At 63.4% G+C, this 25,497-nt stretch carries 32 protein-coding genes; 16 read left to right on the forward strand and 16 right to left on the reverse strand.

Annotated features, from left to right (window positions below):
• Positions 1-65: 65 nt before the first annotated feature.
• The 5 genes from C8N32_RS08910 to C8N32_RS08930 all read left to right on the forward strand — a co-directional run bounded on the left by C8N32_RS08910 (position 66) and on the right by C8N32_RS08930 (position 5,019).
• Positions 66-773 (forward strand): lysozyme family protein, encoded by a 708-nt coding sequence (locus tag C8N32_RS08910; RefSeq protein WP_107892627.1) that lies wholly within the window; start codon positions 66-68, stop codon positions 771-773.
• The gene (flhA, locus tag C8N32_RS08915; RefSeq protein WP_242509532.1) at positions 766-2,859 is read left to right on the forward strand and encodes a flagellar biosynthesis protein FlhA; all 2,094 of its coding nucleotides are present in this window, start codon (positions 766-768) and stop codon (positions 2,857-2,859) included. Before C8N32_RS08910 ends, flhA begins: the two co-directional genes overlap by 8 nt.
• Positions 2,856-3,602, forward strand: a complete 747-nt coding sequence (locus tag C8N32_RS08920; protein ID WP_244905910.1) for a flagellar biosynthetic protein FliR — start codon at positions 2,856-2,858, stop codon at positions 3,600-3,602. The genes flhA and C8N32_RS08920 overlap by 4 nt, the downstream gene beginning before the upstream one ends.
• Positions 3,599-4,675: an EscU/YscU/HrcU family type III secretion system export apparatus switch protein gene (locus C8N32_RS08925; protein WP_107892631.1), complete on the forward strand. Its 1,077-nt coding sequence runs from the start codon at positions 3,599-3,601 to the stop codon at positions 4,673-4,675. The genes C8N32_RS08920 and C8N32_RS08925 overlap by 4 nt, the downstream gene beginning before the upstream one ends.
• Before the next feature lie 65 nt (positions 4,676-4,740).
• A complete protein-coding gene (locus C8N32_RS08930; RefSeq protein WP_146159698.1) occupies positions 4,741-5,019 on the forward strand; it encodes a hypothetical protein in 279 nt (92 codons plus the stop codon).
• Here C8N32_RS08930 and C8N32_RS08935 read toward each other — a convergent pair.
• From C8N32_RS08935 to C8N32_RS08975, 9 genes are read right to left on the reverse strand one after another with little or no spacing between them, the layout of a single operon-like run.
• Complete coding sequence (locus C8N32_RS08935) at positions 5,016-5,486, reverse strand: flagellar basal body-associated protein FliL (RefSeq protein ID WP_107892635.1); 471 nt, start codon at positions 5,484-5,486, stop codon at positions 5,016-5,018. The two genes, C8N32_RS08930 and C8N32_RS08935, sit on opposite strands and share 4 nt — an antisense overlap.
• Positions 5,487-5,497: 11 nt before the next feature.
• Positions 5,498-6,223: a flagellar basal body L-ring protein FlgH gene (flgH, locus tag C8N32_RS08940; protein ID WP_207186974.1), complete on the reverse strand. Its 726-nt coding sequence runs from the start codon at positions 6,221-6,223 to the stop codon at positions 5,498-5,500.
• A gap of 13 nt (positions 6,224-6,236) precedes the next feature.
• On the reverse strand, positions 6,237-6,656 hold the full coding sequence (gene flgA, locus C8N32_RS08945) for a flagellar basal body P-ring formation chaperone FlgA (RefSeq protein ID WP_107892637.1): 420 nt from the start codon (positions 6,654-6,656) through the stop codon (positions 6,237-6,239).
• The gene (flgG, locus tag C8N32_RS08950) at positions 6,656-7,441 is read right to left on the reverse strand and encodes a flagellar basal-body rod protein FlgG (protein WP_107892639.1); all 786 of its coding nucleotides are present in this window, start codon (positions 7,439-7,441) and stop codon (positions 6,656-6,658) included. The genes flgA and flgG overlap by 1 nt, the downstream gene beginning before the upstream one ends.
• Positions 7,442-7,454: 13 nt before the next feature.
• The gene (locus C8N32_RS08955; RefSeq protein WP_107892641.1) at positions 7,455-8,171 is read right to left on the reverse strand and encodes a flagellar hook-basal body complex protein; all 717 of its coding nucleotides are present in this window, start codon (positions 8,169-8,171) and stop codon (positions 7,455-7,457) included.
• Positions 8,172-8,174: 3 nt separating this feature from the next.
• Entirely contained in the window at positions 8,175-8,441 is a 267-nt protein-coding gene (locus tag C8N32_RS08960; RefSeq protein WP_107892643.1) for a flagellar biosynthetic protein FliQ, read from the reverse strand.
• Positions 8,441-8,737, reverse strand: a complete 297-nt coding sequence (gene fliE / locus C8N32_RS08965; RefSeq protein ID WP_107892645.1) for a flagellar hook-basal body complex protein FliE — start codon at positions 8,735-8,737, stop codon at positions 8,441-8,443. Before fliE ends, C8N32_RS08960 begins: the two co-directional genes overlap by 1 nt.
• 13 nt (positions 8,738-8,750) lie before the next feature.
• On the reverse strand, positions 8,751-9,131 hold the full coding sequence (flgC, locus tag C8N32_RS08970; protein WP_107892647.1) for a flagellar basal body rod protein FlgC: 381 nt from the start codon (positions 9,129-9,131) through the stop codon (positions 8,751-8,753).
• A gap of 9 nt (positions 9,132-9,140) precedes the next feature.
• Positions 9,141-9,521, reverse strand: a complete 381-nt coding sequence (locus C8N32_RS08975) for a FlgB family protein (protein ID WP_107892648.1) — start codon at positions 9,519-9,521, stop codon at positions 9,141-9,143.
• An 81-nt stretch (positions 9,522-9,602) separates the two neighbouring features.
• Here C8N32_RS08975 and C8N32_RS08980 point away from each other — a divergent pair, with 81 nt between their 5' ends.
• A complete protein-coding gene (locus C8N32_RS08980) occupies positions 9,603-10,925 on the forward strand; it encodes a FliI/YscN family ATPase (protein WP_107892649.1) in 1,323 nt (440 codons plus the stop codon).
• A gap of 9 nt (positions 10,926-10,934) precedes the next feature.
• Here the strand turns inward: C8N32_RS08980 and C8N32_RS08985 are convergent, their stop codons facing one another.
• The 5 genes from C8N32_RS08985 to C8N32_RS09010 form a co-directional block, all read right to left on the reverse strand.
• Positions 10,935-11,726 (reverse strand): DUF1217 domain-containing protein, encoded by a 792-nt coding sequence (locus tag C8N32_RS08985; RefSeq protein WP_107892650.1) that lies wholly within the window; start codon positions 11,724-11,726, stop codon positions 10,935-10,937.
• On the reverse strand, positions 11,723-12,127 hold the full coding sequence (flbT, locus tag C8N32_RS08990) for a flagellar biosynthesis repressor FlbT (protein WP_107892651.1): 405 nt from the start codon (positions 12,125-12,127) through the stop codon (positions 11,723-11,725). The genes C8N32_RS08985 and flbT overlap by 4 nt, the downstream gene beginning before the upstream one ends.
• A complete protein-coding gene (flaF, locus tag C8N32_RS08995) occupies positions 12,124-12,486 on the reverse strand; it encodes a flagellar biosynthesis regulator FlaF (RefSeq protein ID WP_242509519.1) in 363 nt (120 codons plus the stop codon). The genes flbT and flaF overlap by 4 nt, the downstream gene beginning before the upstream one ends.
• Before the next feature lie 430 nt (positions 12,487-12,916).
• Positions 12,917-13,243: a hypothetical protein gene (locus C8N32_RS09005; protein ID WP_107892654.1), complete on the reverse strand. Its 327-nt coding sequence runs from the start codon at positions 13,241-13,243 to the stop codon at positions 12,917-12,919.
• The gene (locus C8N32_RS09010; RefSeq protein WP_244905911.1) at positions 13,233-13,499 is read right to left on the reverse strand and encodes a rod-binding protein; all 267 of its coding nucleotides are present in this window, start codon (positions 13,497-13,499) and stop codon (positions 13,233-13,235) included. The genes C8N32_RS09005 and C8N32_RS09010 overlap by 11 nt, the downstream gene beginning before the upstream one ends.
• 103 nt (positions 13,500-13,602) lie before the next feature.
• On the opposite strand from C8N32_RS09010, the gene C8N32_RS09015 reads away from it, so the two are divergent.
• Together C8N32_RS09015 and C8N32_RS09020 are read left to right on the forward strand one after the other, a co-directional pair.
• Positions 13,603-14,793 carry a flagellar hook-length control protein FliK gene (locus tag C8N32_RS09015; RefSeq protein WP_107892656.1) on the forward strand — a complete coding sequence of 397 codons (1,191 nt, stop codon included), beginning with the start codon at positions 13,603-13,605 and terminating at the stop codon, positions 14,791-14,793.
• 12 nt (positions 14,794-14,805) lie between these two features.
• Positions 14,806-15,453 (forward strand): flagellar hook capping FlgD N-terminal domain-containing protein, encoded by a 648-nt coding sequence (locus C8N32_RS09020; protein ID WP_107892657.1) that lies wholly within the window; start codon positions 14,806-14,808, stop codon positions 15,451-15,453.
• A 293-nt stretch (positions 15,454-15,746) separates the two neighbouring features.
• Here the strand turns inward: C8N32_RS09020 and ubiB are convergent, their stop codons facing one another.
• Together ubiB and ubiE are read right to left on the reverse strand one after the other, a co-directional pair.
• Positions 15,747-17,276, reverse strand: coding sequence for a 2-polyprenylphenol 6-hydroxylase (gene ubiB, locus C8N32_RS09025; RefSeq protein WP_107892658.1), 1,530 nt, complete (start codon positions 17,274-17,276; stop codon positions 15,747-15,749).
• Between the two features lies 1 nt (position 17,277).
• On the reverse strand, positions 17,278-18,030 hold the full coding sequence (ubiE, locus tag C8N32_RS09030; RefSeq protein WP_107892659.1) for a bifunctional demethylmenaquinone methyltransferase/2-methoxy-6-polyprenyl-1,4-benzoquinol methylase UbiE: 753 nt from the start codon (positions 18,028-18,030) through the stop codon (positions 17,278-17,280).
• Positions 18,031-18,115: 85 nt separating this feature from the next.
• On the opposite strand from ubiE, the gene mutM reads away from it, so the two are divergent.
• The 8 genes from mutM to C8N32_RS09070 all read left to right on the forward strand — a co-directional run bounded on the left by mutM (position 18,116) and on the right by C8N32_RS09070 (position 25,448).
• Positions 18,116-18,967, forward strand: coding sequence for a bifunctional DNA-formamidopyrimidine glycosylase/DNA-(apurinic or apyrimidinic site) lyase (mutM, locus tag C8N32_RS09035; RefSeq protein ID WP_107892660.1), 852 nt, complete (start codon positions 18,116-18,118; stop codon positions 18,965-18,967).
• 62 nt (positions 18,968-19,029) lie between these two features.
• Entirely contained in the window at positions 19,030-19,806 is a 777-nt protein-coding gene (locus C8N32_RS09040) for an enoyl-CoA hydratase (protein ID WP_107892661.1), read from the forward strand.
• Positions 19,807-19,902: 96 nt separating this feature from the next.
• Positions 19,903-20,169 carry a 30S ribosomal protein S20 gene (gene rpsT, locus C8N32_RS09045; RefSeq protein ID WP_107892662.1) on the forward strand — a complete coding sequence of 89 codons (267 nt, stop codon included), beginning with the start codon at positions 19,903-19,905 and terminating at the stop codon, positions 20,167-20,169.
• Positions 20,170-20,707: 538 nt separating this feature from the next.
• Positions 20,708-22,039, forward strand: coding sequence for a chromosomal replication initiator protein DnaA (gene dnaA / locus C8N32_RS09050; protein WP_107892697.1), 1,332 nt, complete (start codon positions 20,708-20,710; stop codon positions 22,037-22,039).
• Between the two features lie 110 nt (positions 22,040-22,149).
• Complete coding sequence (gene dnaN / locus C8N32_RS09055) at positions 22,150-23,268, forward strand: DNA polymerase III subunit beta (protein WP_107892663.1); 1,119 nt, start codon at positions 22,150-22,152, stop codon at positions 23,266-23,268.
• Between the two features lie 28 nt (positions 23,269-23,296).
• Positions 23,297-24,409, forward strand: a complete 1,113-nt coding sequence (gene recF, locus C8N32_RS09060) for a DNA replication/repair protein RecF (protein ID WP_107892664.1) — start codon at positions 23,297-23,299, stop codon at positions 24,407-24,409.
• Entirely contained in the window at positions 24,406-24,831 is a 426-nt protein-coding gene (locus C8N32_RS09065; protein WP_107892665.1) for a VOC family protein, read from the forward strand. Before recF ends, C8N32_RS09065 begins: the two co-directional genes overlap by 4 nt.
• Positions 24,828-25,448 carry a LysE family translocator gene (locus C8N32_RS09070; RefSeq protein WP_107892666.1) on the forward strand — a complete coding sequence of 207 codons (621 nt, stop codon included), beginning with the start codon at positions 24,828-24,830 and terminating at the stop codon, positions 25,446-25,448. Before C8N32_RS09065 ends, C8N32_RS09070 begins: the two co-directional genes overlap by 4 nt.
• Positions 25,449-25,497: the final 49 nt, after the last annotated feature.

A 25,497-nucleotide genomic window follows, 5' to 3' on the forward strand; every position in this document is an offset into this window, starting at 1 on the left:
GCGCTTACGATTTGGAAAGGGTGGCGCGCTACCGTGTCCGGGAATCTGAATGAAGAGGTGACAGAATGGTTCTGTCCGCCCTGCAGGCGTGGGGGAGGTGGTGGAGTGGCGCAGCGATTTGTGGCTTGGTGTTTCCGCTGATCGCGGTCGCGGCGGAGCGGGACGCCACCTCGGACATATGCGTGAGTGCCGCCCATTTTGCAGCCCGGAAGACCGGAGTTCCCGTAGACGTCCTCCTGGCGATTTCCCTGACAGAAACAGGCCGTGCGCAGGACGGGCGCGTGCGCCCCTGGCCCTGGACCGTGAACATTCAGGGCAAGGGGACTTGGTTTGAAACCGCGCAAGAGGCGCTTGACTACGCAAGGCGCCATCGCAAGGCGGGGGCGCGAAGTTTCGACATGGGCTGCTTTCAGTTGAATTTCCGCTGGCATGGGGCTGGGTTCGGGTCGCTTGACCATATGCTCGACCCGGAGGCAGGCGCTCTCTATGCTGCGCGGTTCCTGGCGGGTCTTTATCGTGAAACCGGAAGCTGGAGCGCCGCAGCGGGGGCATACCATTCCCGCACGCCAAAATTCGCAACCCGATATCGTAAGCGGTTTGACCGGTTCCTGGCGGGATTGAGCCGCGAAGACACCCGGACATCCGCCTCCGCACGGCGAGTCGGGGGGCCACAACCCCTGTTCCGGGGAGCAGGTGCGCCCGCGCGAGGCTCGCTGGTGCCCGTTGCGCCTGCGGGGATGCCGTTGATCGCCCGGATTCAGGGGCATGAGTGATGGCATGGTGAAGTTCCGGGTTTCCAATCTGTTCCGTCCGACGGTTCTTCTGGCGCTGGCGCTGATGGCGGTGATCGTGATGATGATCCTGCCGGTTCCGGCGGCCGTGCTGGACATCGGCCTGGCGGTGTCCTTTGCGCTGGCGATCCTGATTTTCACGGTTACCCTGTTTATTGAACGTCCACTGGACTTCTCGGCCTTTCCAACGATCCTGCTGGCATCTTTGATGCTGCGGTTGTCGCTGAATGTGTCTTCGACCAAGCTGATCATCGGTCAGGGCCATTCGGGGACGCAGGCGGCGGGCAATGTTATCGAAGGCTTTGCCATGTTCATCATGGGGGGCAGCGTATTTCTGGGCCTTGTCGTCTTCGGTGTTCTGATGATCGTGAATTTCATCGTCATTACCAAGGGTGCGGGCCGAATGGCCGAGGTGGGCGCACGTTTTGCGCTGGATGGGATGCCCGGCAAACAGCTTGCCATCGACAGTGACATGGCCGCGGGCGCGATCTCTCACGAAGAGGCACGGGCCCGCCGTGAGCGTGAGCAGGCGGAAACGACATTTTTCGGGTCGCTCGACGGAGCATCGAAATTCGTCAAGGGCGATGCCGTGGCCGGGCTCATGATTACGCTGCTCAATCTTGTGATGGGGCTTGCGATGGGTGTCGTCATGCATGACATGCCGTTTGCCCGCGCCTTTGAAACCTATGCCATCCTGACAGTGGGGGATGGGCTGGTTACCCAGATTCCGGCGGTCATCATTTCCATCGCTTCGGCGCTGTTATTGGCGCGTGGCGGGGCCTCTGGGGCGGCGGACACCGCCATTGTCGAACAGCTTGGCCGTTACCCTGCCGCACTGGGCACGGTGGCGGTGTTGATGGCGCTTTTCGCGTTGGTGCCGGGCCTGCCGTTCCTGCCCTTCGTTTCCGGTGCGCTGGCCCTTGGGTCTGCGGCCTATCTTGCCACCCGACATGCCGGGCGTTCACAGCCCGACGTACCAGAAGAAGACATGGCTGAGCCGGCGCATACGACGATGGGTGATTTTCTCGACCTTGATGACATCCATGTCGAGTTTGCGCCGGATCTCGTCGCAATGGTGCTGGATCCGGCCAGCGGGCTGGAGCCTCGCATCACCTCGATGCGCCGCCATGTGGCGGAAAAGTTTGGCCTGATCCTGCCCGAGATCCGCTTGACGGATAACGGCGCGCTGGATGCGGGAACCTATGTAATCCGCGTACAGGGTGTCGTCGTGGCACGCGATCATGTGCGCCCGGATCGGGTTCTTGCGCTGGTGACCGAGGATGGTATTCCCATGCCGCCAGGTGAGGATGTGCGCGAACCCGTCTACGGTGCCCCGGCCCGCTGGATTCCCCAAAGCTCACGCGAGGAGGTGGTGCTGGGCGGTGTGACGGTGGTTTCCGCGACAGAGGTTCTGGCGACCCACCTTCTCGAAGTTATCCAGCAGAATTTCGCACGTCTTATGACGCACAAAACCCTGCGGCGGTTGCTTGATGAACTGACCAACCTGTCCGATGCCGGGCGCGCCGCAGCCAACCGCCGCCTGATCGACGAACTGATCCCGGAAAAGGTGCCTTTCGACCTGCTTCTTTCGATTTTGCGCCTTCTGCTGGAGGAGCGTGTCTCGGTTCGCAACATGCCTCTGATCCTCGAAGCGATTGCCGAGATCCGTCACACCATTCCCGCACCGGCGGCAATTTGCGAACATGTGCGCCAAAGACTGGCATTCCAGTTAGTGGCCGAGTATCGGCGCGAGGATGGAACAATCCCTCTGGTTCAACTTGCGCCGGAGTGGGAAAAAAGATTTACCGATCACCAAGTGAACGGTGATTATGGGCAGATCGATGTGGCCCTGTCGCCCGATCAGTTCAACCACCTGGCCAGCGCGGTGGCTGCGGCGCTTTCCGAGGCTGAAAAGGGTGGGGTTGCCGCCGTGGTTGCAACCCCGGCGCGACGGCGGAGATTTTTGAAAACGGTCCTGTCCGCGAAGGGAATTTCGAACCCGGTTCTGTCTTTCGAGGAAATCGGGATGTTGGCGCGCCCGGCATTGGTAGGGCAGGTTGGAGCGTGACGGTCGATCTTGCACCTTACCTTTCTGCCTATGGTTTGGTGTTCCTGCGGGTGGGGGGGGCAATGACAATGCTGCCCGGTTTCGGGGAGCGAATGGTGCCCCTGCGGATCCGCCTGGCGCTGAGCGTCGCGTTTACGGTGGTGGTTGCGCCGCTGATACAGACGGAGTTGGTGGGTGTGCCGCTGACCCCCGCCACAATGGCGGCCGAGGCCGTTTGTGGGCTGGCCCTCGGGCTGGGTCTGCGGTTTTTGGTTTATGCCCTGCAAATGGCGGGAGACTTTGCCGCGCAATCGATTTCACTTGCGCAGGTTCTTGGTAGCGTGGCTCTGGACCCACAGCCTGCAATGGGACGGCTTATGGTGGTGTCCGGGTTGGCGGTGGCGATGATGACCGGCCTGCATGTGCGGGTGGTCGAAATTTTCGCGCTTTCCTATGAAATTCTGCCCCCCGGCCTGTTGCCCCGATCGTCAGAACTGGCGGATTGGGGTATGAAACGGTTTGCTTGGGCTTTCGGGCTGGCGTTTAGTCTCGCCATGCCCTTCGTTGTCGGGGCTTTACTTTACAATATGGCCTTGGGGATTATCAACAAGGCAATGCCACAGCTTATGGTCGCTTTCGTGGGTGCGCCGGCGCTGATGCTGGGCGGGTTGATTCTGCTGTTCCTGTCCTTGCCCCTGATCCTTGGGGTCTGGCAAGATCTTTTTGTTCAGACCCTTTCCAATCCACTTTCGGTTCCGGCATGAGCGAAACCGCCGAGAAACCGCATGAGCCGACACCAAAAAAGCTCGATCAGGCACGCCGAAAGGGGGAAGTCGCCCGCTCGACGGATCTGCATACTGCCGCGTCCTATGCCGGGCTGGTGCTTGTTGCGCTGGCACTGGGGGCGTCGGGGTTCGTGGGTTTCGGGTCGATCGGTATGGTCCTGCTGGACCGCGCCCCGACATTTGCCCCCCTGTTGCTGGAAGATGGCGGCAGAGCCCCGGCCGGCGGGCTGATTCTTGCCCTGGGGGGGGGGCTGGTCCCATGGTTTCTTGTTCCCGCTGTGGCAGTCCTGGTTTCGGTCATTGCGCAGCGGGCCTTCGTGGTTGCACCGGACAAGATTAAGCCGAAAGCATCACGCCTGAATCCAGTCCAGACGGCCCGGCAGAAATTTGGTCCGTCCGGCCTGTTCGAGTTTGCCAAAAGTGCCGCCAAGCTGGTGATCTATTCGGTTTTGCTGGGGGTCTACATTTTTGCCCGGATTGATGAGATTCTTGCCACTCCCCGCCTGCCCCCGGCTCCGGCGAGTTCAGCAATGATGCACCTGGCGGTGGAGTTTCTGATGGTCGCCGTGGTGATCGCGTCGGCTATCGGGGCGATCGACTTCTTTTGGCAGGCGTTCGATCACCGACGAAAGAACCGCATGTCTCATCAGGAACTGAAGGACGAGATCAAGGAAAGCGAGGGCGACCCTCACATGAAACAGCAACGCCGCCAAAAGGGGATGGATATCGCCACAAACCGTATGCTGAATGACGTGCCGAGCGCCAACGTCGTGATCGTCAATCCAAACCACTACGCTGTAGCGTTGAAATGGAGTCAGGATATGCCCGGCGCGCCGGTTTGCGTCGCGAAAGGGGTGGATGAGATCGCCGCGCGAATCCGCGAAACTGCTGCCTCAGCCGGTGTGCCCGTGCATCGAGACGTGCCCACCGCGCGGGCTCTTCATGCAACCGTTGAGATCGGGCAGGAGGTTCCACCCGATCAGTATCGCCCGGTTGCGGCCGCGATCCGTTTCGCCGAGGACATGCGCCAGCGGGCAAGGTCCCGTTCATGACCCCGGAACAGAAAAGGCGTCTGGCCGATATGCAGTGCCTGGCACAGATATTGTTGGATCGGACCATGGAAGATCTGCGCCGCGCCCGGACACGCCGGGAAGTTGCCGAATTCCAGGCCGAGAGGATTGCCGTGGCCTTGTCCGGGACACCGGAAACTGTCCAGGACATCGCCAGCCGTGCCGGTGCCCATGCACTATGGAGAGATGACATGGCTGCGCGGCGGGCGAATCTCAACGGAGAAATCGCGCGCTGTCGGGTGGCCGAAGAACAGGTTAAGAAGGCCGCCCTGCGCGCTTTCGGGCGGCAGGCGGCGCTGCGAAATCTCCTGGACAAGGTGCGTTAGGCATCCTGCCGCAGGATATCCATGATCAGGACCTCTCGCACGACCGGCCCCAACGTTGTTCTTGCAGCTTCGGCCAGGGCCCGGCGCAGGGCATCCATCGGGACGCTTTCGGTGAAGGCACCGTCAAACCCGCCCGCATTCGCATGGGCGAACAAAACTTCAAGGAAGGCATCGCGCAGTTTTGGCTCCTGGAACAGGATCGTGTCCTTGTCTTTCTCGAGAATCCCCAACCCAAGAGACAGCACCACGAGCGAGCGAACCCGGTCTTCGGAGACCAGAGGCACGATGAACTTGTTTTCCAGTTGCATGTAGGTCAGTGGGGTGTCGGCCATATGCGGCGGCGTCGGAAACAAGGGCGGGGTCCCCTGGGGGGTATCCATGTCGGTTGCGGGCCTGAGGAAGGCCCCCGCCCCGGCCCCCACCGCCAGACCGATCAGCCCCAGGATTGCGGGCAAAAGTTTTCCCATCGGACGTCCTTTCAGAACGGTAGAATGATGTCAGCGATTTGCTGGCCGTAGCGCGGCTGTTGTACATCTGTGATCTGCCCGCGCCCACCGTAGGAAATCCGTGCGGAGGCGATCTTGTCATAGGTCACCTCGTTCTGGCGGGAGATGTCCTCGGGACGGATGTAGCCGCTAACCAGCAACTCGCGCATCTCGAAGTTTACCCTGACCTCCTGTGATCCCTCGATCCGCATGACTCCGTTCCGCAGAACGTTCGTCACCGTGGCGGCGATGCGAAGCGTCAGCTTTTCCTTGCGCTTCACCGACCCCTCCCCACCCGAGGACGACGCGGAGCTGGTTGAGACCGCATCCTCCATCGAGGCACCTTCGGGCAACCGATCGTTCAGCCGTTGCGGTATGCCGAACAACCCTGAAACACCCATGCTTTCCGACCCGCTGCGTTCGCGCTCTGAAGAGTTGGAAATCTCCGCCTTCTCATCGATCTGGATTACCACGGTCAGGATATCTCCCTGCTGTTCCGCACGCCGGTCACCCAGAAGCGATTGCCGGCCTCCACGCCAGAGTGAGGCCGCCTGTACCGGGGGCCGCGTTTCCGTTTCGGTCGGAAAGGGGGCTGAGGTCATCGCGAAATAGGCGTTTCCAGTTTCAACGGGCGCGAATTCGGGCGTCTGGCCGACGTTACCAAGCCGCCCACAGGCGGTCGCCAGTACCAGCAGACTCAGGCCAAGGCCAAGGCGCAATATCGAGTCTCTTTCAGTCGCTATAAGAGACAAGTACCTCCCCCCCCTCTGTGACCGTACCGCTCACGGTGGTGCGGGATTCCAGGTTCATCACCCGTATCCGCTCCCCCGCGGCCGCGCGATCCATGGCACGGCCTTCGGCGGTCATGGTCAATGTGCCTTTCCGGTAGATCAGGGTTACGATCCGGTTACGGTCAATGATGGCGGGCGGGCCAAGGTCCTGTGCGCGAATCGGCTGCCCTGCATAAAGAATGACGCGGCTTTCCAACCCCAAGGCATCCCGTATGTCGGAAAGTGTTCCGGGAATCTCCCCGGGCATAAGGCTTACGTCCTGTGGTTCCAGAACCGTTTGACTGCGGATCGTGCGGGTCGCGGTCACGGTGTCCGCCATTGCGGGCAGCGCCACCAGCCCGATCAGCCCAAGCCATCGCATCAGCGCACCTGCGTGGTCGCGGCCAGCATCTGATCCGAGGCGGTGATGACCTTGGCGTTCAGTTCATACCCGCGCTGGGCCTCGATCAGTTCGGTCACTTCGCGCACCGCGTCGACCGAGGAGCTTTCAAGATACCCCTGGCGCAGCGTCCCGAACCCGTCCTCTCCTGGAATGCCTGCCAGCCCGATGCCCGAAGCGGCGGTCTCGCGAAACAGGTTGGAACCGATCGCCTCCAACCCTTTTGGATTGGAAAATCGCACGAGATTGAACTGGCCCAGAAGTTCCGGTTCCGGCTCGTCGGTGAAATAGGCATAAACCTCGCCCTGCGCATTGACGGATAGACTGCTGGCATCGTCGGGGATGGTCACACCGGGAGCGACGGGAAACCCATCTGCGGTAACAATCAGCCCGTCAGCGTTCCGCTTCAGCCCGCCGTCACGGGTGTAGGCCGGCTCTCCGGAAGGCAGCGTGATCTCAAGAAATCCGTCGCCGTTGATGGCAATGTCCAGATCGGCTCCGGTCTGGGCCAGTGCGCCTTGTTTCAGCGCCACGCTGACTGCGGCGGGCCGCACACCCAGACCAAGCTGTACCCCCGTGGGCAGCACCGTGCCGTCGGTGGCGTTGATCGTTCCGGGGCGGCTGACCTGCTGGTAATGCAGGTCGGCGAATTCCGCCCGGCGGGCGTTGTAGCCGGTGGTATTCATGTTGGCGAGGTTGTTGGAGATGACCTCAACCCGCATCTGTTGGGCCGACATGCCGGTGGCGGCGATCTGTAGAGCACGCATCCTTGTCCTTTCTTTACTGACCGAGCGTTCGGATGACGTTGCGAATCCGGTCATCCTCACGGCTGAGGAAATTCTGACCCAGTTCATAGGCGCGCTGGACCTCGATCATCCGGGCGGTTTCGCCGATCGGATCAACGTTGGATTGTTCAAGATATCCCTGCAAAAGGCGCGCGGTGTCTGCTGGCAGCGTTGGGCCGTCGGGGTCGAACAGCGTTCCGGACTGGCGCTGCATCCGGGTCGGATCTTCGGGCAGGACCAGGCCGATATCTGCCACGGGGCGCCCACCGGCCGACAGCGCCCCATCGGCCGACAGCGCCACATCAGCGGTGTCCGGCGGCATGAAGACCGGTGCACCGCCCGCATCCAGCAGGCGATGACCGTCGGGGGTAACCAGTTCCCCCATTTCGTTGGGGGTAAAACTGCCCGCCCGGGTCAGGCGCTGACCCTGTGGAGTTTCGACCATGAAGAACCCCTCCCCCTCGATGGCGAAGTCCAGTGGCGCGTTCGTTTGTGTCAGCGGAGCCTGTCCGAGGTCGATGTGGCGCACGTTCGCCCGCGCCATCGCCAGCGCACCACCCGGACCTTCCAGCGCGGTGACATATTCCGAGAAAAGCACCCCTTCGCGCCGATAACCGCCAGTGGAGGCGTTGGCGATGTTGTGGGCGATGCTTTGCATTTCGCGCATCAGGCCCGACTGGCGCGTCAATGTGGCGTAGATCGTATTGTCCATGGGTCAGCTTCCCGCGATCAGGGGCACCAGTTGCCGGGAAAAAAAGTCTGCCAGCGTTTCTGTCATGAAAGCCATCGACAGCCAGAAGACCACGACGATGGCCGCCAGCTTCGGAACGAATGTCAGGGTCATTTCCTGAATCGAGGTCAGGGCCTGAAACAACCCGATTGCAACCCCGGTCACCAGGGCGGCCATGAGGATGGGGGTGGAGATCATTACCGATACCCACAACCCCTGGCGGAGTGTGTCGTAAAAGTCGGCCTCGGTCATCACACGGGCATCCGCAGGATTTCCTGATAGGCCTCGACGATCTTGTTGCGGACGGTCACGGCGGTTTCCACGGCCAGCTCCGTCTTGGCCAGGGCCTGAACCAGCGCATGTGGGTCGGCCTCCGTGATCATGGCAGATTTGGCCGTTTGTTCCCCGGTCTTGAGGGTCTGCACGAAATCGGCGGCGGCGGCGGCGGCGAACCCGCCGCGCTTTTCCGAGGCGGTGCCGGGTGCGGGTTGGGTCAGAGGGCGCGCAGAGCTGTAGCCCTTTGCGGCGAGAACAGGGGTAAAGTCCATCTTCGAACTCCGGTTAGCGGCGCAGAAGATCCAGCAGGCTGCGGGTCATCTGGCGGGTTTGGTCAAGGATTTTGACATTCGCGTCGTAGCTGCGCTGGGCCTCCCGTGCGTCGGCGATTTCCACCACGAGGTCGACGTTCGAGCCGAGGTAATGCCCCGTCTCATCCGCCATCGGGTGACTGGGGTCATAGAGCCTGGGTAGCGCGCTCCGGTCGAGTGAGACCGGCCCGGTTCTGACGGTTCCGTCCGTGGGCGCGGCCTCGAACACGATCAATTTGCGGCGATAACCGGGGGTGTCGACATTGGCGATGTTTTCCGACGCATGGCGCAGGCGGGCGGCTTGCGCACGCATCCCGCTGGCCGAGATCGAGAGGGTTTGAAGGATATCTCCCATAACGCGCCCTTACCGCCGCCCGAGGCTGGAGCGCAGAATTCCCAGCGAGGATTTGTAAACCGTCAGGGCCAGATCGTGCTGTTGTCGCGTTTCGACGGCGCTGACCATCTGGTCCTCCAGCGAAACGGAGTTGCCGTTGGGGGAGGGAACCCCCGTCACGGCCCCTTGCCCGATCTGCTCCCGCGCGGTGGGGGTGAAGTGGCCCGGACGTGTGGTGCGCAGCGCCATGGGGGGGCCGTTGCGGTACATTTCGGCAAAGGGGGTGACGTCCTGCGCGCGGTAACCGGGGGTGTCTGCATTGGCGATATTGCGCGCGATGACGTCCTGTCGCCCGGCGGCGTGCCATGCCAGCCCCCCGGCCATGCGCAGCACTTGCAGATTATCGAACATCGCGGATTCTCCTTCGCTTTCAACCAAGCCTTAAGGGCGATTCCTTTAGAAACGGTAAGTACTCGCCAGAAGGAGAACCCGATGCCCTCATGTCCCTTTGCGCCGCTTGTGTCGCGGGTGGAATCGCTCAGCCCCGTACGGCCGTTGGGGCGTGTGGCCGAAAGCCGGGGCGGCACCGTGACGGTATCGGGCCTGTCGCGGGAGGCGGCGCTGGGGGACATGGTCTGCCTCCGTCCGGCGGGGGGGGGCGGACGCCATGGAGAGATACTGAGCCTGGCGCGTGATTGCGTCACCGTTCTGCCCGATGGCGTGCCGGACGGGCTTTCGGTGGGGGATAGCGTTCTTCTGACCGGGCGCAGCGAGATCGCCCCCGATGACAGATGGCGCGGCCGTATCATAGATCCGTTCGGCAACCCTCTGGACGGGCGGCCCTTGATGCCCGGTCCGCGCCCCCGCCCCCTGCGCGCCGTGCCGCCCGCCCCGGTCGGGCGGCGGGGTCTGGGGGTGCGGCTGGCCACGGGGATGGCGGCTTTCGATACGCTTCTGCCCCTTGTGCGCGGGCAGCGGATCGGGCTTTTTGCCGGGTCGGGTGTGGGAAAATCGACCCTGCTGGCCAGCTTTGCTCGTGGCGTTCAGGCGGATATCGTGGTTCTGGCTCTGATCGGGGAGCGTGGGCGGGAACTGGGGGAATTCGTGCATAATGTCCTGGGGACAGAGGGTATGGCCCGGTCGGTTGTCGTGGCGGCCACGGCGGACCGGTCCCCTCTTGTGCGGCGGCGGGCGGCCTGGGCTGCGATGGCAGTTGCGGAGCATTTCCGGGACCGAGGCAAGAGCGTTCTGTTCCTGGCGGATTCCGTGACCCGCTTTGCCGAGGCGCACCGGGAGCTTGCGCTGGCCGCAAGCGAGACCAACGCGTTGCGGGGGTATCCGCCCTCCACCGCGCAGGAAATCATGGCACTGGCAGAGCGTGCCGGGCCGGGTGGTGCGGGTGCGGGAGATATCACCGCCGTGTTCAGCGTTCTGGTGGCCGGGTCTGACATGGATGAACCCGTGGCCGATATCCTGCGCGGGGTTCTGGACGGCCACGTTGTTCTGGACCGTCAGATTGCCGAAAGAGGGCGTTTTCCGGCGGTGAATCTTCTGCGGTCCGTGTCGCGCAGTTTGCCTGCCGCAGCCAGTGAGACCGAAAACCACCTCATCATGACGGCACGACGCCTGTTGGGGGTCTATGACCGGGCCGAAATGATGATTCAGGCCGGGTTGTATTCCGCAGGCTCAGATCCGGAGGTCGACAAGGCGGTGCGGGTCTGGCCTGCTCTGGACGGTTTCCTGTCCGAAGCCGCCCCGGACGGCGTGCAGAGCAGTTTCGAAAGACTGCACGCCGTGCTTTCCCCTGTGCTTTGAGCGGGACGATCAGGACATCAGAATGGCCAGAGCCGCCTGGGCCGGTCCGAAACCGGAGGGTCCGGCCTCGATCTCGCTGTGCACCATGAATCGCCGGATCAGACGCTCCTGAACATCCGCGGAGCCGAACTGGTCGAACTGGGTCACGCCCAGCAGCCGGGCGGCCTTGGCGCGATAGGTGTCCATTTGCCGGTCGAGATCCAAGGCTGCAAAAGCCTGTGGAAGGTTGAATGCCTTGTCGAACACACGGCGCAAAGGCTCTGAGCCCATGACGGAAAGCCACTTCCCGTCGTCGGACACGGCTCCATCTGCGATCTTTCCGATCTCGCGCGTCAGGTTCAGCGCCAGGCGCAGAGACTGGTCTTGCTCCCCCAGGGCAACTTCAAAGCCCTTTTTCCCGAATGCCTCCGCGATCCTGTCGGCAAATCCTGCGGAGCCCGTTGCGGGGCCTGCGGGGTTGTTGAATCCAAATGTCTTGCTGAAACTGAGATAGCGTTTGTCCGCAAGGCGGTTTGCAAGAGCCTTCGGGTCGGTCAGGTCGTCGCTCAGGACCTTTTTGATGAAAAACCGGTTGTCGATATCGCCGTCCAGGCCGAATGCCCCCAGCGCGACCTCCAGCAGCCGGCGGTCGGCCACAAGTGCCTCCGCCGTTGTAATCTTGCCGATATTTTCCTTGAAATATTGTATTTTACGCGAGATTTCCGGACTTTGCGCATACAGGGTTTCCTGGCGGTCCAGCGTACGGGTCAGAAACGTCCAGCCCGCATAGCCAGTGATCGGGACGACTGGCTGAAAGCTCATCCCGGCTCTCCGACAAGCAGGCGCTTTTCGCGCGCCAGCAGACCGCGCAGAGCCTTGAGAACCTGATAATACTGACCCGCGATGACGGCATCCGTGGCCTGGGCGAGTTTCCTGTGACTGTCCGGATCGGTCAGGGCCTGGCTGAGCTGCTCGATCCCGCGCAGCAGGGGCAGGCGCGATGCCTCGGGCGACATGTCGCCCGACAGCACCAGTTGCGCGGCATAGCACAGACGGCGCACTGGCGTATTGGCCTCTTCGGGGTGGAGTGCATCGCGCAGGCGCAGGATGTTCGCGTTCGGCGTCATCACGCTCAGCCGGCTTCGGCGATCGCCGTTCTCGATTACCGCACCGTTGATCAGTACCCGCTCTCCGGGCCCAAGCTTGAGAACCAGGCCGCTCATGCTGTTTGCTCCGTTTTGGCCAGGCCGCGCAGGATGGCGGTGTTGATTTCGATCAGGGGCGCAATCTCGGCCTTGCGGGCGAGAACGGCGCCGGTGTGGCGCAGGCTGAAATCGGCCAGTGAGAGAATCTCCGCGCGCAGCGCCTCCGGCAGCTTGTTGCCGGGGGAGGCAAGGTCAATGGCGAGGGCCGTCCACAGCCGGTGGTTGTCGTGCAACGCGGCGACCAGCCTGGGCCAGCTTTGGGTCCCATGTTTTCCAGCCTCGGCCATGCGGGCGGTAATGCGGGAGATGACCCGGTATTCTGTGCCGCGCGCGGTGCTCAATACGATCTGTGGAGCGGCATAAGCGGATTTGGCCATGTTCAACGCGTTCAAGGCGAATCCTTCCCTTGATTTTGTGTGATTACGAAAGAAAACCGGTGCAGCGGCTTCGCTCCGCATCCGTCAGTCAGCGAAAAGCGGCAGCCCCGGGGTGACCGCTGGGCGGCCATCGCCGGCGTCGGGGTGGCGAACCAATATGTGTCTGTGCCGACCAGCCGGGCCTGGCGCCTGGGAGATGCCGGGCTGCTGATGCGATGACGGTCCGGGTGTTCGACATTTCAGACTCCTTCGGAAAGGCGCTTTGCGCCGGGCGGCGTGGCCACATCTCGTGGCGCGAACGGTTTCTACCGATGCGGGGCGAGGCGCTCCGCGCCACCTTTTTGCGAAGGTGCAAGGTCCAGACTCCGTGTTCCTTCCTAATGCGCGCCTAATTTGCCGGGAAAGTTATGGTGGATTTGAGGCAAATCCCTCAGACCCGCCGGAGAATGCAGGCCCCGCCCCCCAGGCCCCGGCTCTGGCCATGGCAGTCATAGGTACGCAGGGAGCCGCCATGGCCAAGGCCGGAAACGGTTTCCCGGGCCTGCTGCAAACCGGCCAGAGCGGCCGCCAGAAGAGTTTCGTTGCGGCGTATCGTGGCCTGCAGCGGGATGAGACCCTCCGGCCGGTCCACGGACAGCATCCGCGCCAGGCGCTCTTTCTCCGGGGCCAACGCGGCGATGTCTTCCAGCGCGCCTGCCACAAGCAAGCTGCGCTCACGCTCCAGAAGGGCAGACAGGGTGGCGGCGTTAGCGGGCATCGGCACGCTCCTTCAAGGCTTCGAACAGGGTTTCCGCAAGGCCGATCCCCCCTGCGAGCGCAATGGCTTTTGCCTGTTCGGCACGCAGGAAGGAGACAAACTGCGCCTCTCCCGTGCCGCCGCCAAATGCGTCGCGCGTACCAAGGCCCGCGTGTTTCAGCATCTCACCGATAAAACCGGCCTCAAGTTTTTGTGCCGCCTGCCGCAAGGCGGGGGTGTGCGGGGCCTGGGGGGAAAGGGCTGGGGGTTGGATCATGGGGCACCTCATCGGTTGACGATGGGCGCGTTATGACGTGGCGGGGGTAAAGAAGCGGTAACCCGTTGCCGCGATACTTGCAGAACCCGAGACGGAGAATTCCATGACCGTTCAGCCGATTGCCGCAGCCGGAGCGTTGCTCCCCGGCGGCGAAAAAAATGCCGCCGCTACCGCCGCCGAGGTGCCCGCCAGCGGATTTGCCCGTTTCTTTGCAGGGCTTTTCGCGGCAAAGGGCGGGGAAGACTGCGCAATATCCGGCATCGCCGGGGAAAAGGCCGAAAATCCGGCACTGTCCCCACCGGGCGATCCGGAGCCCCCCCCATCGGACGATCCGGCGGTGCCCCCGCCGGGCGACCTTGAGATCCATCCCCACGGAGAGATTTCCACCGTGCCCATGCCGGCTATTCCCGGAGAGACCGGCGGGGAGATCGGCGCCCGGAAAACGGAGCCCTCTGTCCCCGGAGAGGAAGGGCCTGTCCCCCTGCCCCGGCAGGTTTTTCCGGAGGAGGAGGTTCGCATCGACCCGCGGGCCACCGCCGGAGCGGTGGAGACACCTGTCCCGGTCTCCGCTCCCCTTGTGCCTGGGCCCCCTGCGCCCGCGCCCCGCTCCTTGCGGGTCTTTCCCGCCGATCTTCCACAAGGGGAGGAGACCCTGCGCCCTGACACGATGCCTGCGTTACAAGCCCCGATCCGTCTCGCGGAGGGGGCGGGGCATGCCCCTGTTTTGCCCCGCCCCGTGGCAGACGCGCCGCCCCGCCCTGCGGCGGTAGTGCCGGGCCCGGGCGCCCCAGCAATCCCGCTTGCAGAGACCGTGCCACAGATCGGCGCCCCTGGGCCGGAAGGGCACGCTCCCCTGTCCGCCCCGGTCGAGATACCCCGCGCCGGGGGGGTGTCCACACCCGTTCCGGCGCCGGTGCCGGTTCCGGTGCCGGCCAACCTTGCCACGCAGGTGGCAGAGGTCATCCGCACCACCCCGGAGGGGGCCGTGGACGTGCATCTCCGCCCCGAGGAACTGGGCCGTCTGCGGCTTACGATTTCGCCGTCTGACGCAGGGGTTTCCGTTACGGTTCAGGCCGATCGTCCGGAAACGGTGGAGTTGATGCGCCGCCACATCGACCAGCTTGGCGCCCAGTTGCGGGAGATGGGCTACGGGCAGGTCAGTTTTTCGTTTGGGCAGCACCGCCAGGCCCCGCAAGGCGAAACGCCCGCCCGTTCGGAGGGAGGGGGGGAGCAGCCCGACCCCTCGCGTCCGGTTCGCCTGCGCCTGAGTGCCGGGCTCGATATCCGCCTTTGACAGGAGACATCCATGGAGATTTCCAACGCTGCCGCCCAAACCGCCCCATCCCGCAAGACGGGCCCCGCCAATGGGCTGAGTTCGGATTTCGAGACGTTCCTGCGCATGCTGACGACACAGATGCAGAACCAGAACCCTCTGAACCCGATGCAATCCAGCGAATTCGCGGTTCAGCTGGCTACATTTTCCGGAGTGGAACAACAGGTTCGCACGAATGAGCTTTTGTCCGCGATGGCCGATACGTTAAACGGCGGAATCACCCGCTACGGGGCCTGGATCGGGATGGAGGCGCTCAGCCCGGCCGCGGCACAGGTTTCCGGTGGGGCCGTGACGGTCGAGACGCTGACCGCCAAGGGGGCAGAGGCCGCGATGCTGGTGATTACCGATGCCCAAGGTTCCGAGATCCGGCGGATCGAGATCGACCCCCAGGGCGGTCCCGTAACCTGGGACGGAACCGACGAAAGCGGTCTGCCGGTGGAAGAGGGGGTGTACGGTTTCACGGTCGAAAGCCTGGCCGGGAAAGAGGTGATCGGAACCACCCCGGCCCTGACCTATAACCGCATCGTCGAACTGCGTCAGGACCGTGGCCAGACGGTGGTACTTCTGGAAAACGGTCAGGCCGTCTTTGCCGAAGATGTGCGTGGCCTGCGAAGCCCGTAATTCCTCTGCGGGCCGCGGGATTACCGTGGCCGGCCGCGCGGCTACGGGGGATGACAGGCCTCATCCGGCCTGACCTGCCGGGCAGGGTGTGTCCGTGTCAGAGGCGGGCGCATGGTGGCCCGCCGGTCACAGGGGTTCTGCCCGAAAGGTGGGACCACGATACGGGGTTTTTCCGCCTCGCGGGGGGGATGCGGCCGTTCTCGATTCAGGGTTGGGCCGTTTCCTCAGACCAGGGCCACGACGTTACCGTATGACCTGTCTGGCGATGCCCTCGCCAGCGGAGGGCCGCAGCCTCAGAGCAACGCTACCAGCCCGATCAGCCCGCTTGCCAAAAGGGCGCCCGCCCCCATCCAGAGCGCGGGAAGTGCGACCGGGCGGCGCGATACAGGGGCCGGGTCCTGTGACTGCCGGATCAGTGCGGTTTCTGCCATATGCGGCAGGTGCGGGCCGAACCTTGCCAGAACACGCGCCGTGCGCAGCAGATCGCGGGTCAGCGCCCGCGGACCGAGGCTCTCCTTGATATAGTCTTCAACGATTGGGCGCGCGACCTGCCAGATGTTGATGCTGGGATGCAATGACCGGGCGACGCCCTCGACCACGACCATGGTGCGTTGCAGCAGGATCAGTTCTGTCCGGGTGCGCATGCCGAAGCGTTCCGTCACCTCGAACAGGTAGGCCAGCAGCCGCGCCATGGAAATATGAGTGGCGTCCATGCCGAAGATGGGTTCCCCCACGGAGCGCAGCGCCTGCGCGAACTCGTCGATATCGCGGTCGGCGGGAACGTAACCGGCCTCGAAATGCACCTCTGCGACGCGGCGATAATCCCGCCGTATAAATCCGTAGAGAATTTCGGCATAAACGCGGCGGGTGTATTCATCGATCCGCCCCATGATGCCGAAGTCATAACAGATGATGTCGCCGTTCGCGGCGACCTTCATGTTGCCCTGGTGCATGTCCGCATGGAAAAAGCCGTCGCGCAGCGCATGCAGCAGGAACATCGACAGAACCCGCTCTCCCAGCTGGTAACGGTCATGGCCGGCGGCATCCAGGGCGGCGTTGTCGCCCAAGGGGGCCCCTTCGGCCCAGCCCAGCGTCATTACCCGTTTGCCCGAAAACGGCCAGATGACCTTTGGTACATTGAACCCCGCGTCTTGTTCCGTATTCGCGGCGAACTCCGCCGCCGCCGAAGCTTCGACCCGCAGGTCCAGCTCCCCGGTGACGACCCCATCGAAATGCCTGATGACATCCGTCGGGCGCAGCCGGCGTGAGGCAGGCGACAGGAACTCGATCGATGACGCGGCCAGGTAGAAGGCATCGATGTCCTTGCGGAAGTTTCGTTCCACATTCGGGCGGAGAACCTTAACGGCGACCTCTTCACCCGTGGTGGCCAGCCGTGCCTTGTGCACCTGTGCGATGGAGGCGGCGGCGATGGGTTCGGAAAATTCCGAAAAGACATCTTCCGCCGGGACGCCAAGCTCTTGCGCGATGGTCTGCATGGCAACCTCACGCGGGAAGGGCGGCAGCTTGTCCTGCAACACCCGAAGCTGTACGGCCAGATCCGGGCCGACCACGTCGGGCCGTGTGGAAAGAATCTGCCCGAACTTGATATAGGCCGGGCCCAGGGCGGTTAGCGCGCGGGTTGCGGGAGGCAGGGTTTCATCGCCCCTGTCGCCCAGCCATTTCAGCGGCCAGCCCAGTGCGCGGGCGGCGGCACGCACCCCGGCGGGGGCTTCGACTTCCTTCAGGACAAGCTGGTTGGCGCCGGTGCGTTCCAGTGTGGCGAGGGTGCGGACGAGCCGCCATATGTTGTGAGGTCCGCGCAATTTACAATTTCCAGCCCGAATGAAGTGCGACGATGCCCATCGACATGTTGCGGTATTTGACCTGTTCGAATCCCGCATTTCGGATCATTCCGGCGAAGGTTTCCTGGTCTGGAAACTTGCGGATGGATTCGACGAGATACTGATAGCTGTCGCGGTCGTCGGCCACGAGCTTGCCCAGGGGCGGGATGACGTTGAAGGAATAGCGGTCATAGGCCCACTGCATCACCGGGTTGGGCAACTGGCTGAACTCCAGGATCATCATCCGCCCGCCGGGGCGCAGTACGCGGTAGGCTTCGTTCAGGGCATCCTGGATGCGGGTGATGTTTCGGGTCCCGAACGAGTTGGTGAAGACATCGAAGCTGTTGTCCCCGAACGGCAGGGCCATGCCGTCGCCGGCCACCCAGTCGAGACTGGCAGACATCTGCGCGGCCTCGGCGCGCTTGCGCCCCTCGACCAGCATGGATTCCGTCATGTCCAGGACGACGGCACTGGCGCCCGGAGCACGCTTGAGAAACCGGAAAGAGATGTCGCCGGTGCCGCCGGCCACATCCAGCAGCCGCTGATGCGGGCGCGGGGCGAGCCAGTCCATCATTGCGTCTTTCCAGACCCGGTGCACGCCCATCGACATCAGGTCGTTCATCAGGTCATAGCGCGAGGCGACGCTGGTGAAGACACCGTGAACCATTCCGGCCTTTTCCTCTTCGGCCACGGTCTTGAAGCCGAAGTGGGTGGTTTTCTGCGCGTTCTCTGTCATGGGGCCTTGCCGTTCGTCATTTGCGCCTCTCTTATAGGGCGCTCAGCGGTGCTTACAATGCGTTCCTGACAGGAAGAAAGACCCGATGCCCGAATTGCCAGAGGTAGAGACAGTGCGTCGCGGGCTTCTGCCTGCGATGGAAGGTCGCGTAATCGTGCGGGCGGACCTGCGCCGCGACGGCCTGCGCCGCCCCTTTCCGCCGCGGATGGCGGAGCGGCTGGCCGGGGCGCGGGTGGTGCATCTGGGACGGCGGTCCAAATATATCCTCGCCGGGCTGGATACGGATGAGACGCTGCTCATCCATCTTGGAATGTCCGGGCGGATGATGGTGTCCGGCGAAATGCCGGGGGCCTTCCGTTTCAATCCCCCCACCCCTGAAAAACACGACCATGTCGTGCTGCACATGGCGGGGGGCGCACGGGTGACGTTCAACGATGCCCGCCGCTTCGGCGTCATGGACCTGACGCCTTCGGACCGGGTGGGGGCGCACCCCCTGCTGCGCGACCTCGGGCCAGAGCCGCTTGGCAATGCGTTCGACGAGGCGTACCTGATCGCCCGGCTGCGCGGCCGACGGATGCCGGTGAAGACGGCGCTTCTGGATCAGCGGATCGTGGCGGGGCTGGGCAACATCTATGTGTGCGAGGCGCTGCATCGTGCCGGAATTTCGCCCCTGCGGGCCGCCGGGCGAATCGCTCCGCGCCGCATTGCCGCACTTGTGCCGGTGATACGCAACGTTCTTTCCGATGCCATCGATGCCGGTGGATCGTCGCTGCGCGACCACCGGCAGACCAGTGGGGAGCTGGGGTATTTCCAGCATGATTTTAGGGTCTACGGGCGGGAGGGGGGGGGCTGCCGCGCCCCCGGCTGCAAGGGCACGATCCGGCGGATCGTGCAGTCCGGGCGGTCCAGTTTCTACTGCCCCTGCTGCCAAAGATAACTTGAACCATGGCCGCAGGCTGGTAAGGACTCGGGTCGAACAGAACGGAGGACAGTTCCGCCATGGCCTACAAGACTCTGATCGTCGAGATTGAAGACCACATTGCGTTGATCCGGCTGAACCGGCCAGATGCGCTCAATGCGCTCAACGCCGAGTTGCTGGGCGAACTGGCCGATGCGGTGACCCAGGCGGATGCCAACGACAAGGTCCGCTGTATTGTGCTGACCGGGTCGGAAAAGGCCTTCGCCGCCGGGGCCGATATCCGCGAGATGAGCACCAAGTCTTTCGTGGATGTATTCAGCGAGGACCTGTTCACCCGTGAGACCGAGGCGATTCTGGCCTGCCGCAAACCGATCATCGCGGCAGTGTCGGGGTATGCGCTGGGCGGTGGGTGCGAACTGGCCATGATCTGCGATTTCATCATCGCGGCGGACACGGCGAAATTCGGCCAGCCTGAAATCAATCTCGGCGTGGTGGCCGGTATCGGCGGCACCCAGCGCCTGACGCGCTTCGTGGGCAAGTCCAAGTCGATGGACATGCACCTGACCGGCCGCTTCATGGATGCCGAAGAAGCAGAGCGGGCGGGCCTTGTCAGCCGTGTCGTTCCCGCCAAGAAACTGATGGAAGAGGCGATGGGGGCCGCGCAGAAGATTGCCGAAAAATCCGCGTTGACGGTCAAGGCGGTCAAGGAATCGGTCAACCGCAGCTACGAAACAACCCTGCGGGAGGGGCTGTTGTTTGAACGCCGCATGTTCAACGCGCTTTTTGCCACCGAGGACCAGACCGAGGGCATGGCGGCCTTCGTCGAGAAGCGCGAACCACAGTTCCGTGACAAATAAGGGCCGTATTGTGCCAATTGCGGTTGACTTACCGCCGAGTCGGCCCTAAAGACGCGACTTCAGATTTCCAAGACCCAGAACCGGGAACACGAACCTATGGCAAATTCGCCCCAAGCAAAAAAGCGTGCCCGCCAGAATGAGCGCCGCTTCGCCGTGAACAAAGCGCGCCGCTCGCGCATCCGCACCTTCCTGCGCAAGGTGGAGGAAGCCATCGCCTCTGGCGATAAGGACGCGGCGGCCACTGCCCTGCGCCAGGCCCAGCCTGAACTGATGCGCGGTGTGACCAAAGGCGTGCTGCACAAGAACACCGTTGCCCGCAAGATGTCCCGCCTGTCGGCCCGTGTGAAAGCCCTGGGTGCCTGACGACGGCGCGGTCGGTATTTTCGAAAAAGGGGGCGCAGCCACGGGCTGTGCCCCCTTTTTCGTTTGCTTTTGAGCCCTTGCAAAAAAGGGTGCTGACAGCTTTCCGGATTCGTTCATGGAAAGAATGAGTCAAGCGCGAAGTTCTGTTGCGCAGCCTTCACAGAGATTGCTAGCTTTGGGCAGCGATTCATATCGACTGGGGGGACAAAAGGATAATCCGCAGCTACTGGGGGTGATCCGGGCGCGTTGGTGCCCATGTGGGCGGGCAGTTCCGGCCATGTGGCGTGTGTTGAGATTCGCGCCGGATCTGTCAGAGCCTGTACTGGCTGTCGCCGAAATATCCGACTGTCCATTTGCCTGCGCAAGGCACGATATCAGAACCCGGCTGGCCTGAGCCAGGAACCGGGGCCTGTGGTCGGTGCCTGTTCGGGGGTAAAGGCAATGGCTTGGCATGTGTGCCGGGCGTTGCAGTTTCGGTCCGAGTGAATCCCGCCGCCTTGCGGTCAACGAAAACAGTACGGTCGGTTACGGGATAAAAATGACAGAAGAAACCTGGGGACGTATTTGCGAAACGCTTGAGCAGGCAATCGGGAAAAGCAATTTTGCCACCTGGATTTCGCCCCTGAAACTGCATTCTGTCAGCCAGGGCGTGGCCCGGTTCGATGTGCCCACCAGCTTTGTGGGGGATTGGGTCTCGCGCAATTTCGGGGACCAGATTCTCCGGCACCTGGTCAGGCATGGGGAGCCGGTGCAGCGGCTTGAATTTAGCGTTGCCGCGCCGCGCCGCGCTCCTGTGCAGCCCGCGCGCCCGCCCGAACCGGTGGCGGATATGCCCGGTGCGCCGCTGGATGCGCGTTTCACCTTTGACAGCTTCGTGGTCGGCAAGCCGAACGAACTGGCGCATGCCGCTGCCCGCCGCGTGGCCGAAGGCGGAGCTGTTTCGTTCAACCCCTTGTTTCTGTACGGCGGGGTCGGTTTGGGCAAAACCCACCTGATGCATGCCATTGCGTGGGATTTACACAAGAAATCGCCGCATTTGAGGGTGGTTTACCTGTCGGCGGAGCAGTTCATGTACCGCTTCGTTCAGGCTCTGCGGGAGCGGGACACGATGGGCTTCAAGGAGCTTTTCCGCTCTGTCGATGTTCTGATGGTGGATGACGTACAGTTCATCGCCGGAAAGGACAGCACGCAGGAGGAATTTTTCCATACCTTCAATGCGTTGGTGGACCAGAACAAACAGATCATCATTTCTGCCGACCGTGCGCCGGGCGAGATCAAGGATCTCGAGGAGCGGATCAAGAGCCGCCTGCAATGTGGCCTGGTCGTGGACCTGCACCCGACGGATTACGAACTGCGCCTGGGCATCCTGCAACAGAAGGTGGACGATTACCGTCAGCAGTATCCCGATCTGGTTCTGGCCGATGGGGTGCTGGAGTTTCTCGCCCACCGCATTGTCACCAACGTGCGTGTTCTGGAAGGTGCGCTGACCCGGCTGTTCGCTTTCGCAACGCTGGTCGGGCGCGAGATCACGATGGATCTGACGCAGGATTGTCTGTCCGATATTCTGCGCACCTCTGAACGCAAGGTCACGATCGAGGAAATTCAACGCAAGGTCAGCGAACATTACAATATTCGCCTGTCGGACATGATCGGACCACGCCGTCAGCGCACGCTGGCCCGCCCGCGACAGGTGGCGATGTATCTGTCCAAGCACCTGACCGAGCGCAGCCTGCCCGAGATCGGCCGCCGCTTCGGCGGGCGGGATCACACCACCGTCATGCACGCGGTCCGGAAGATCGACGAGCTGCGCGCCGCCGACAGTCAGATCGAGGAAGACCTGCGCTTGCTGCGCCGTACGCTGGAAGGTTAGGCGCTGTGGCCTTGACGGGTCTGCGAAAGCATCAGACAGTCCGGGAAAAGGCTTGAGCGGACAGAGAAAACCGTTAGGTTTCTCCTCCCGCGGGCATGAGGAGTGATGGTATGAAGATCAGCATAGAGCGTGGCGCCCTTTTGCGGGCGGTCGGGCAGGCCCAGTCGGTTGTCGAGCGGCGCAATACCATTCCGATCCTTGCCAATGTCCTGATCGAGGCCGAAGGCGACTCCGCCCGTTTCCGCGCCACCGATCTCGACATCGAGGTGGTGGACCGTGCCGCCGCGCAGGTGGAGCGTGCGGGGGCCACCACGGTTTCGGCGATCACGCTGCACGAGATCGTGCGCAAGCTGCCGGACGGTGCGCTGGTGCAGCTGACCGATGACAATGCGGCGGGCCGGCTCACGGTACAGGCCGGGCGGTCGAACTTTTCTCTGGCGACCCTTCCCAGGGATGATTTCCCGGTGATGGCCAGCCCCGATTACACATCGAACTTTGCCGCCCCTGCCTCGGTTCTGCGGCGGCTTTTCGACAAATCGAAATTCGCCATTTCCACGGAGGAAACCCGTTATTACCTCAATGGCGTCTACATGCATGTGGCGCAGGGGGAGGAGGGTCAGGTGCTGCGCTGTGTGGCGACTGACGGTCACCGGCTGGCGCGGGTCGACGCGGCCCTGCCCGGCGGGGCCGAAACCATGCCCGGCGTGATCGTTCCGCGCAAGACCGTGGGCGAACTGCGCAAGCTTCTGGAGGATGACGACATGGAAATTGCCGTGTCGGTCTCTGAAACCAAGGTGCGTTTTGCGACGCCCGACATCACGCTGACATCGAAGGTGATTGACGGCACCTTTCCCGACTACACCCGTGTTATCCCGCAAGACAATGCCCGCCGGCTGGAGGTGGACGCTGCGGAGTTCGCGAGGGCCGTGGATCGTGTTGCGACGGTGTCGTCGGAACGGTCGCGGGCGGTGAAGATGGCGCTGGACGAAGATCGCCTGGTGCTTTCGGTCAACGCCCCGGACAGTGGGGCCGCCGAAGAGGAACTCGCCGTGGCCTATGGCGACGAGCGCCTGGAGATCGGCTTCAACGCCAAGTACCTGCTGGAAATCGCCAGCCAGGTGGATCGGGAAAACGCCGTTTTTCTGTTCAACAATTCCGGCGATCCGACGCTCATGCGCGAAGGGAACGACACCTCCGCCGTGTATGTCGTGATGCCGATGCGGGTGTGACCCGCTCCTGCCCCGGAAAGGCCGGGCCATGGTGCGACTGGCCCTGACCGAATTGGCGCTGGTGCAGTTTCGCTCCCATGCCGGGGCGCGACTGTCTTTGGATGGCCGCCCGGTGGCGATCTATGGCCCCAATGGTGCAGGAAAAACCAACCTGCTGGAGGCTGTCTCACTTTTGTCTCCGGGCCGCGGTCTGCGCCGGGCGCCGGTGGGGGATCTGGCCCGTCAGTCTGCCGGGGTTGGCTGGCGGATCGGCGCGGTCCTGGAAAGCTGCGGACAGGTTCATGAAATCGACAGCCGTGCCGACCCTGACACGCCCCGCCGGGTAGAGATAGACGGCAAATCCGCGCCGCAGGTGGCGCTGGCCCGGATTGCACGGATCCTGTGGCTGACCCCCGCGATGGATCGGCTCTGGATCGAATCCGCGGAAGGCCGCCGCCGGTTTCTCGACCGTATCGCGATGAGCTTCACCCCCGCCCATGCGGAGACAGCCCTTGCCTATGAAAAGGCCATGCGTGAGCGCAACCGCCTGCTGAAGGACGGGGTCGCGGACCGGCACTGGTATGGCGCGCTGGAAGCTCGCATGGCCGAAGAAGGTGCGCGCCTTGCCGCCAACCGGCGCGCGGCGCTGGCCCGGATCGAGGCCGCGCAGGCCGGGGCGGAAACGGCCTTTCCGCAAGCCGCTCTGGCACTGGCTGGACCCGAAGGCGCCGACCTGCCCGATGCGGAGATTCTGGCCGGGATTTTCGCACGGGGCCGGGCCGCGGATCGGGCTGCTGGGCGCACCTTGTCCGGCCCCCACCGCGCGGACATGGACGCGACCTTTGTCGCCAAGGCTGTCCCGGCGCGACTTTGCTCCACGGGGGAGCAGAAGGCGCTGCTGATCTCGCTTGTGCTTGCCAATGCGCGGGCGCTGGCGCAGGATTTCGGCGCGCCGCCGCTGTTGCTGCTGGATGAGGTTGCCGCCCATCTGGACGCGGCGCGCCGCGCGGCACTTTATGCCGAGATTGCCGCGCTGGGCGCCCAGGCGTTTCTGACCGGTACCGGCGCGGACTTGTTCACAGAACTTGCCGCCCGTGCCCAGTACGTCGCGGTGAGCGAACAGGACGGTACCAGCCATGTGACGCAAAAGGACACACCATGACCCCTCAGCGTGCGAGCTTCATCACTTTTGGCGTGACCGACCTGCCCCGCACCTTTTGTGCCATACCGGGCTGGCGCCCGGCACAGGAGCGGGAGGGCAACAGCTTTTATCGGTTGAACGGACAGGTCCGGGCGCTTTTCGGACGCGCCGTGTTGGCGGCGGATCAGGGACGACCGGAGGCGATGCCGGGCACCGTGGGAGGTGCGCTGGCCCAGAACTTTGTCACCGGGGCAGAGGCGGGTGCTGCCTGCAAGGCGGCTCTTGGTGCCGGAGCCATGGTACGGAAGTGCCCGCAGAAAGTGTTCCGTGGGGGATGCTCGGGCTGCTATGCGGGCCCGGACAGGCATGTCTGGGAAGTGGCGATGAACCCCTTCTGGACGCTGGGCGACGATGTCGCCCAGACCTTGCCGGCCCCGACATGACGCTTACGTTCGTGGAACTCACCCTCTATGCCGGGGCGCTGTTCGTGCTGTTCCTGACCCCCGGTCCGGTCTGGGTGGCGCTGATGGCGCGGGCGTTGTCGGGCGGGTTCCACGCGGCCTGGCCGCTGGCGCTGGGGGTGGTTGTGGGGGATGTGCTCTGGCCCTTGCTGGCGGTGCTGGGCGTCAGTTGGCTGGTGACGACATTCGAAAGCTTCCTGCTGGTGCTGCGCTGGGTCGCCTGTGGAATCTTTCTTGCGATGGGGGGGATGCTGATCCGAAATGCGAACCGGGCGATTGCCGCAGACAGCCGGCTGACACGACCGGGCGCATGGGCCGGGTTTCTGGCCGGGCTGGCGGCAATTCTGGGCAACCCCAAGGCGGTTTTGTTCTACATGGGCATTCTGCCGGGGTTTTTCGATCTTACGAGTCTGACCGCAGGCGATGTGGCGGCAATTTGCACGGTATCGGCGGCGGTGCCGCTGGTGGGGAACCTCGCGCTGGCGGCCTCGCTGGGGAAGGCCCGGAGGTTGATGACCTCGCCCCGTGCGCTGCGGCGGGTCAATGTCGTTGCCGGAGGGCTGCTGATTGCGGTGGGGGTGGTATTACCCTTTACCTGAAGGTGGCAAATTCCCTGAAACTTGGGCCCGGCGCGTGACAAACCCACGG

Source organism: Rhodovulum imhoffii (genome assembly GCF_003046545.1).
Taxonomy (GTDB): Bacteria; Pseudomonadota; Alphaproteobacteria; order Rhodobacterales; family Rhodobacteraceae; genus Rhodovulum; species Rhodovulum imhoffii.